The sequence below is a fragment of the Kribbella sp. genome (assembly GCF_035687465.1).
Taxonomy (GTDB): domain Bacteria; phylum Actinomycetota; class Actinomycetes; order Propionibacteriales; family Kribbellaceae; genus Kribbella.
Genome location: NZ_DASRXP010000161.1, coordinates 1 through 7,849, shown reverse-complemented (window position 1 = coordinate 7,849; position 7,849 = coordinate 1). Strand labels below are relative to the sequence as shown.

Genomic DNA, 7,849 nt, shown 5'->3' with positions numbered 1-7,849 from the left:
GTACAGCGCGCTGTCCTACGCGGACGAGCGGGTGCCGATCGACCATGTCGACACCCGGGCGCTCTCCGCGGCGACGGGGTTCTACGGCACCGCGCGGGACCTGGTCAGCTTCTTCTCGGCGCACCTGCCGGGCGATGACCGGCTGCTGACGGATGCGTCGAAGCGGTTGATGCAGCATCCGTTGTGGAAGACCGGTGAGGACGAGGCGCTGCGGTACGGGCTCGGTCTGCAGATCTCGAAGATCGGCAAGCGGGACGTGTTCGGCCATGGGGGTGGATATCCGGGCCACATCACGAGGTCCCTGGTCGATGGCGGGCGCCGGCTGGTGGTCTCCGTGCTCACCAACGCGATCGATGGTGGCGCCGCGTCGCTGGCCGAGGTCGCGCTCAAGCTGATCGATCTCGCCGGCTCGAAGGTCCGGGGCGATGGTGGTGAGCTGGCTCGCTTTACGGGTCGCTACGCGAACCTCTGGGGCGTCTACGACATCGTGCTGCTCGGCGGTCGCCTGTACTCGATGGATCCGACCGCACCCGACCCGACAGCCGAGCCGCAGGCTTTGGAGCTCGACGGCGACACGTCCCTGCGCGTCACCACCGGTTCCGGCTACGGCGCGTACGGCGAGTCCTTGCGCTTCACCTTCACCGCCGACGGCAAGGTGGAATCCCTCCGAGGTCCCGGCGGCCTCCTGGCCTGGCCACTCGACACCTTCACCCTCCCACCCCGAGTCAAAACCAGCGCCTGACGTCCGATCTCGTCGGGCTGCTCGCGGCTGCGGCCGCCGGCCGCATCCGCCGGTCTGCGGCCGGCGCACACTCGCCGCCGGCGGAGTCGGCGCGGTCCCTCCGGGGGGAGGGCGATTAACGTGCTGGTATGACCATTCACGGGGATCACCCGTTCTTGCCGCCGGAGTCGGAGCGCAGTCCGGTCCGGCGCCTCCGCGGGCGGCTGCCTTCGCCGGTCGGTCTCTGGACCAGCTCGTACGCCGGGAAGCGGTCCGGGCTGACCGTGTCGTCGATGCTGGTGGCGGACGGTGATCCCGGCGTCGTGCTCGGGTTGATCGACCCCGACTCCGACCTCTGGGGAACGTTGCGGCAGGCAAAGACCGCGGTAGTCAGCCTGCTCGGCGGACCACATCAGCAACTCGCGGACGCCTTCGGTTACGTGGCTCCCGCGCCCGGCGGCCCGTTCCGGATGATCGAGTGGACCGACACCGAGTGGGGCCCGGCCCCGGTCGGTGTCTCCACCTGGGCCGGCTGCCGCCTGCTCTCCCCGGACCCCGAGGAGATCGGCTGGTCCCTCCAGGTCCAGTTGGAGATCGCCCACGTCGAGCTCCTCCCCGACGACATCCCCCCACTCGTCCACCGCCGCGGCCGCTACACCGTCCCCACGGAAAGGTAGCGGCTAACCGAGGTGTCGAACGACCTTCGCCGGTACGCCGACGGCCAGCGTCGATGGCGGGATGTCGCTGGTGACGATCGCCCCTGCTCCGATCACGGAGTCCTCTCCAACGGTCACCCCTTGCAGGATCATCGCCCGTGCGCCGATCCAGACGTTGCGCCCGATCCGGATCGGGGCCGCGGTGATCCCGGCGCGACGCGTCCGCGGGTCGACCGGATGGCCGGAGGTGATCAGACTGACGTCCGGTCCGATCATGACCTCGTCCCCGATCCCGATACCGCCGATGTCGTTGAGCCGGCAGCCCTGGTTGATGAAGACGTTGCGGCCGAGCCGGATGTTGATCCCGTGGTCGGAGTACACCGGCGGGATGAGGTTGAAGGTCTCGTCGACGGGCTGACCGGTCAGCTCACTCCAGGTGGCCCGGATCGCCTCGCGATCGTCGTACGGAAGAGCGTTGAGCCGCTCGGTCATCCGGATCGCCTGTTCGACCCTTTCGCGGAAACCGTGGAGCTCTGCTACGCCTGTATCGGTCCAGATCTTGGCCATGCATCTCCCTCATGGTTCGTGCGCCGGCAAGCCACCTTAGAGTGCTGGGTATGAGAGCGACCACGATCCATGCTCCGTTCGACGTCCGGCTCAGTGAGGTCCCGGACCCGGTGATCCAGAAGCCCACCGATGCTGTGGTCAAGATCGTTGCCGGCTGCATCTGCGGCTCCGACCTGTGGTCCTACCGCGGCGAGAACAAGATCACTCCGGGCAGCAGGATCGGGCACGAGTACGTCGGCATCGTGCAGGAGATCGGCGCTGACGTCCGGACGGTCAAGCCGGGCGACTTCGTCGTCACACCGTTCGTCGCGAGCGACGGGACCTGCCCGAACTGCCGCGCGGGACTGCAGTCGGTCTGCCAGAATCTGATCGGCATCGGCTCCAAGGGGGCCGACGGCGGCCAGGGTGAGTACGCGAAGGTGCCGTGGGCGGACGGCACGTTGGTCGCCACCCCGGAAGTGCCTGACGACTCGCTGGTCCCGTCGCTGCTGACTCTGTCCGACGTGATGGGAACCGGCTGGCACGCAGCTCGCTCGGCTCGGGTCAAGGCCGGCGACACCGTCGTGGTGGTCGGTGATGGTGCGGTCGGTCTGTGCGGTGTGCTCGCTGCCGTCCAGATGGGTGCGGAACAAGTTGTTGCCCTGTCGCGGCATGAGCCCCGGCAGAAGATCGCCCGGGAGTTCGGAGCCACGCACATCATCGCCGAACGCGGTGACGCGGCGAAGTCCGCAGTACTGGAGTTGACCGGCGGGGTGGGCGCTGACGCAGTACTGGAGTGTGTCGGTACGGATCAGTCGTTCAAGACCGCCTTCGACGTCGCTCGGCCGGGGGCGACCGTCGGGTTCGTGGGCGTACCGCATGGGGTCGAGGTGCCGATCCGGACCATGTTCGGCCGCAACATCGGACTTTCCGGCGGAGTCGCACCGGCGCGGGCTTACCTGCCTGAGCTGATGGTGGACGTACTGTCAGGCGAGATCAATCCCGGACTGGTGTTCGACCAGGAACTGCCGCTGGCAGAGGTGGCCGAAGGCTACAAGGCAATGCACGAACGGCGCGCGATCAAGACCCTGCTTCGTCCCTGACCGGGCAGGGCGCGCCGCCCGTTCGCGCACCATGAGCGCGCTCTCATACCAGAGGTGCGCAAGGCATCACGTCTGCGCAACGCGCCTGCGCGGAGCGTTGACACCTGACCGGCCCCGTGCCCAGAGTTGGGCCGTCAAGAGGGCATTCGTCGTCAGACAGCTCCATGAGCTGATCGGAGTGTGAAAAAATGCGTGGTGGTTGGAGCAAGACCTTCGCGGTGGTGGGTGCCGTGGGTCTTCTCGCGGTCAGTGCCTGCGGAAACAGCGACGACAGCGGAAGCGGGGACTCGGCGAGCAAGGACGTCACCGTCTTCACCTGGTGGGCGGACGGCGGCGAGAAGGCCGGCCTGGACGGTCTGGTCTCGGTGTTCGGCACCGAGTGCAAGGACTACAAGTTCGTCAACTCCGCGGTCGCCGGTGGGGCCGGCGCGAACGCCAAGCAGGTGCTCGCGAACGACCTGCAGGCGAAGAACCCGCCGAGCACGTTCCAGGCGCACGCCGGCGCCGAGCTGGGTGACTACATCAACGCCGGCCAGGTCGACGATGTCAGCAGCCTCTACACGGAGTTCGGCCTGGACAAGGCCTTCCCGAAGAACCTGCTGGACAACCTGACCGTCGACGGCAAGATCTACTCGGTGCCGGCGAACGTGCACCGCGCCAACGTGGTGTGGGCGAACCCGGCAGTGCTGAAGAAGGCGAACATCGACGCCACCAAGGCGCCGGCTTCGGTCGACGCGTGGATCGCCGACATGGAGAAGCTGAAGGCGGCCGGGGTCAAGACCCCGCTGGCGACGTCGAAGGGCTTCGCCGAGGAGATGGTGATGGAGGCCGTGCTGCTCGCCGAGCTCGGTCCGGACAAGTTCACCGGTCTTTGGAACGGCAAGACCGACATGGCCGGCGCCGACGTCACCGCCGCGCTGGAGAAGTTCAAGAAGATCCTCAGCTTCAGCAACGTCGACCGCGAGGCGATCGACTGGCCGGACGCGCTGAGCTACGTGAACAAGGGCCAGGCGGCCTACACGCTGATGGGTGACTGGGTCGCCGCGCAGCAGTTGGCTGACAAGGTTCCGGACACGGCCTACACCTACTGGCCGGCCCCGGGGACCGAGAGCTCCTTCCAGTACCTGGCGGACTCGTTCACGCTGCCGACCAACGGCAAGACGCCGGAGGGCGCGAAGTGCTGGCTGAAGGTGGTCGGCAGTGCCGATGGCCAGAAGGCCTTCAACACCAAGAAGGGCTCGATCCCGGCTCGTTCCGACGCGGTGGCCACGGACTACCCGAAGTACCAGCAGGCCGCGATGGCCGACTGGAAGTCGAAGACCATCGTGCCGTCCTGTGCACACGGCTCCGCCTGCACGCTGGCCCAGAACAACAGCATCCAGTCGGCGATGGGTCAGTTCAGCAGTGGGATGGACGTCGCCACGCTGCAGAAGGCGCTGGTCACGGCCTCCAAGCCGAGCTGATCGCAAGGTGGTGACGAGTCCGCTGGCTGACACTGATCGGGAGTCCTGAGCATGCACGGAAGAATCCGCACCTGGGGGCCAGGGGCGCTGGTACTGCTGCCCACTGTCCTGCTGCTCGGGTACTTCGTCTACGGGTTGATCGCCTGGACCTTCAACACCTCGTTGACGGACAAGCACAACGCCCGGCCGGTCCCGACCAACCATGTCGGACTCGACAACTACGTGAACCTGTTCGGTGAGGAGCGGTTCCTCAACTCGCTGAAGAATCTCGGCGTGCTCACGGTGGCGTTCATCGTGGGCACGCTGATCTTCGGCGTGCTGTGGGCGTTGCTGCTGGAGAAGGGGGTGGCCGGCGAGAGCATCTTCCGGTCGGTCTTCCTGTTCCCGATGGCGATCTCGATGATCGCGTCCGGCGTGGTCTGGGGCTGGTTGCTGAACCCGTCCCAGGGCGACGAGGCGCGCGGTCTGAACCGGTTGTTCTCGATCCTCCATCTGAATTTCCTGGAGAATCCCTGGTGGACCGCGGGAAGCCGGTGGACGACGATGGCGTCCATCGCGCTGCCCGCGGTCTGGCAGCTGTCCGGCTACATCATGGCGTTGTTCCTCGCGGGGTTCCGGGGCATCCCGCCGGAGCTGCGCGAGGCGGCCCGGGTGGACGGGGCCAGTGAGTTCAAGCTCTACCGGTACGTGCTGTTCCCGCAGTTGTCGCCGATCGCCCTGTCGGCGCTGATCATCCTGGGCCACATGTCGCTGAAGCTGTTCGACCTGATCTACGCGATCACCGGGCCGAACCAGTTCCGTACCGAAGTGCCGTCGGTCTATCTGTGGAACACCTTGCTGAGCAGCGACATGGCCAAGGCGGCAGCGATAGCGATTGTGCTGCTCGCCGTGGTCGCGGTACTCGTCATCCCCTATGTGGCCTACACCGTCCGGCAGGAGACTGAAGAATGACCGTCGCAGAGGCCCCGGCCGCAACCGGTAAGGCTGCAGCGGCGATCAGCCAGAAGCCGCAGCGCAGTACGATCAGCGACGGGTCGACCAGGCGGAGCCGGACGGTTCGGTACGTCCTGCTGTTGCTCTTCCTGTTGTTCGTCCTGACGCCCGTGTACGTCGTGGTGATCACCAGCTTCAAGACCTCCAGCGACACCACCGCAGCCGCGCAGTGGTCGTTGCCGGAGACCTGGACGCTGGAGCCGTGGCGCAAGGCCTGGGACGTACTGCAGCCGTACATGGTCCGCTCGCTCTCGTTGGCGATCCCGGCAGCCGTGATCTCGTCGCTGATCGGCTCCGCGAACGGGTTCGTGCTGGCCCGCTGGCGCTTCCCCGGCTCCAACCTGGTGTTCGCCCTCATCCTGTTCGGCATGTTCATCCCCTACCAGGCCGTGATGCTGCCGCTGCGGCAGACCTTCCAGGACCTGGACGTCACCCGGGGTGTGCCGACGCTGATCATCGCGCACGTCATCTACGGGTTGCCGATCTGCACGCTGATCTTCCGGAACTACTACGCCACTGTGGTCCCGAACGAGATCATCGAGTCGGCCCGGGTGGACGGCGCCGGGCTGGTCCAGACCTACCTGCGGATCATCCTGCCGATCTCGATCTCCGGCTTCGTGGTGACGCTGATCTGGCAGTTCACCTCGGTCTGGAACGACTTCCTGTTCGCGCTGTTCCTGACCCAGCAGAACAACGGCCCGGTCACCCTCGGTCTGGCGGCCCTGTCCGGCGGCCAGAAGGTGGACTACGCGGCGAGCATGGCGGGCGCGCTGATCACCTCGTTCCCGACCCTGCTGGTCTACATCCTGCTCGGCCGCTGGTTCATCGGCGGCCTGATGGCAGGCGCCCTGAAGGGCTGATTCCCGTACTACGGTGTGCGGGCTGTAGGTGGTTCGTCACGGCGTGTCGACGTCGTTGTCCACAGGACGCGCGCACTGCCCTGCGGGGAGCGTGGGTTCGGCGGTAATCTCGCCAGAGTGACCAAGTCACGAGGCCGGGACGGACGTGGCAGCCATTTGAGGCTGGTCGGCTCCACTCCGGGTCCAACCCCAGGAGAGTCGCCGGTGGGTGTCGGGGGTACAGACCTCGACACCACACCGAGTGTCGCTGTGCTGGAAACTCTTCAGGAAACGCTGCTGCTGGACCTGGCCGCGGCGCCTCCCGCCCTGCACCCGGTGATCGCCGAGGCCTCGGTCGCACGGTCGGCCGCACTGCTGGCAGACCAGCTCTGGCCGGCCGGGCAACCCGACGAGATCGGTGAGGTCGAGCGGTTCTTCTGGGCGGATGCGGCGCGCGTGCTGGGCGAGCGCAGGGACGTGGATTCCTTTGTGTTGTTGACGAGTCTGGCTCGCACAGTGGGTCCCGCCGGTCGCCTGCCCTTGCAGCGGGCGCATCTGTCGAGGCTGCGGAACCAGCCCGGCATCCCCGACTGGGTGGGACGGATCGCGGGCTTCCGGCTGACCAGTGCGATCGTCTCGGAAGATGTCACCGGCGACGGACTGAGCGTCGTACTGGATTACGACGACGATCAGCACCCGCACACCGTGGTCGTGTTCGTGGACAACAACCTGGGCGCGGTGGCGAAGGACGTATTCGTCGGGCCGCCGATCGACCGGGTGGTGGAGGCGTATCAGCGGGGCGGTCGCGTTACCGTGCGTACGGTCCGTCCGGCGACGGCCGCGGGGATCATCCTGCAGGCGCTGGGGGAGACGCACGACCACGAGGATCCACCGGTGACGGAGGATTTCGAGTTCTTCTCGGGGCTGTTGGTGAATCGGCTGACCCAATTGCCAGAACGCCCGGTCCGCCCGCCGATCCGGCCGCAGTTGTCGGCGAGGCAGCGGGACCAGTTGGTGGACGAGTTCCTGGAATCGCGGCACGCGGTCGGCCTGCCCGACGATGCCGCCGACATCGCCCGGCTGTGGATCGACCATGCCGTGGACCGCACGGTGGGCGGTCCGCTCCGCGTCAGCGCCGTACTGGTCGAGCTTTTCCTTTCGTACTGGCTGCCGCGCAAGGTGCTTGCCGACAGCACCTATTTTGCCGCGGTGCCGTTGGTGGTGAAGGCGTGGCTCGAGTTCGCGGGGGAGCGGACGGAGCTGGATCTGGATGCGATCGAGGAAGCCGTCGATGCCGTCGAGGTCTGGACTCCCGCGCTGGAGGCTGCGGCCCTGGCGGACCCGATCGGGTCGAAGTCGGGTGAGCGGGTCTTCCTCGACGACGGCGGTGCGGACCTCGAGGATGCCTACCGGACCTTGGCTGGTCTCGGTGCTCCACCACGTCCCGACCTCCGCGGCCTCGACAAGTCCCAGGCCGCAACCTTGTCCGTACTCGCACCCCACGCCTGGCTCTTGGCCGGTGAAATCC

The 7,849-nt window shown here is 66.9% G+C and carries 8 protein-coding genes; 7 read left to right on the top strand and 1 reads right to left on the bottom strand.

Annotation, left to right across the window (positions count from 1 at the left end):
• Both VFG33_RS08115 and VFG33_RS08110 read left to right on the top strand, forming a co-directional pair.
• On the top strand, positions 1-742 hold a 742-nt coding region (locus VFG33_RS08115; protein ID WP_325024054.1), incomplete at its 5' end, for a serine hydrolase.
• A gap of 128 nt (positions 743-870) precedes the next feature.
• The gene (locus VFG33_RS08110) at positions 871-1,398 is read left to right on the top strand and encodes a flavin reductase family protein (protein WP_325024052.1); all 528 of its coding nucleotides are present in this window, start codon (positions 871-873) and stop codon (positions 1,396-1,398) included.
• 3 nt (positions 1,399-1,401) lie between these two features.
• On the opposite strand, the gene VFG33_RS08105 is transcribed toward VFG33_RS08110, so the two are convergent.
• Entirely contained in the window at positions 1,402-1,944 is a 543-nt protein-coding gene (locus VFG33_RS08105; protein ID WP_325024050.1) for a sugar O-acetyltransferase, read from the bottom strand.
• 50 nt (positions 1,945-1,994) lie between these two features.
• Here VFG33_RS08105 and VFG33_RS08100 point away from each other — a divergent pair, with 50 nt between their 5' ends.
• From VFG33_RS08100 to VFG33_RS08080, 5 genes are all read left to right on the top strand, one after another.
• Complete coding sequence (locus VFG33_RS08100) at positions 1,995-3,026, top strand: zinc-dependent alcohol dehydrogenase family protein (protein WP_325024048.1); 1,032 nt, start codon at positions 1,995-1,997, stop codon at positions 3,024-3,026.
• Between the two features lie 188 nt (positions 3,027-3,214).
• A complete protein-coding gene (locus tag VFG33_RS08095) occupies positions 3,215-4,489 on the top strand; it encodes an ABC transporter substrate-binding protein (RefSeq protein WP_325024046.1) in 1,275 nt (424 codons plus the stop codon).
• Between the two features lie 51 nt (positions 4,490-4,540).
• Positions 4,541-5,440: a carbohydrate ABC transporter permease gene (locus tag VFG33_RS08090; RefSeq protein ID WP_325024044.1), complete on the top strand. Its 900-nt coding sequence runs from the start codon at positions 4,541-4,543 to the stop codon at positions 5,438-5,440.
• Positions 5,437-6,342, top strand: a complete 906-nt coding sequence (locus tag VFG33_RS08085) for a carbohydrate ABC transporter permease (protein WP_325024042.1) — start codon at positions 5,437-5,439, stop codon at positions 6,340-6,342. Before VFG33_RS08090 ends, VFG33_RS08085 begins: the two co-directional genes overlap by 4 nt.
• 204 nt (positions 6,343-6,546) lie before the next feature.
• On the top strand, positions 6,547-7,849 hold a 1,303-nt coding region (locus tag VFG33_RS08080; protein ID WP_325024040.1), incomplete at its 3' end, for a hypothetical protein.

Coding starts and splice junctions, on each gene's coding strand:
- VFG33_RS08110 (WP_325024052.1), top strand. CDS start 871: ATGACCATTCACGGGGATCACCCGTTCTTGCCGCCGGAGTCGGAGCGC.
- VFG33_RS08105 (WP_325024050.1), bottom strand. CDS start 1,944: ATGGCCAAGATCTGGACCGATACAGGCGTAGCAGAGCTCCACGGTTTC.
- VFG33_RS08100 (WP_325024048.1), top strand. CDS start 1,995: ATGAGAGCGACCACGATCCATGCTCCGTTCGACGTCCGGCTCAGTGAG.
- VFG33_RS08095 (WP_325024046.1), top strand. CDS start 3,215: ATGCGTGGTGGTTGGAGCAAGACCTTCGCGGTGGTGGGTGCCGTGGGT.
- VFG33_RS08090 (WP_325024044.1), top strand. CDS start 4,541: ATGCACGGAAGAATCCGCACCTGGGGGCCAGGGGCGCTGGTACTGCTG.
- VFG33_RS08085 (WP_325024042.1), top strand. CDS start 5,437: ATGACCGTCGCAGAGGCCCCGGCCGCAACCGGTAAGGCTGCAGCGGCG.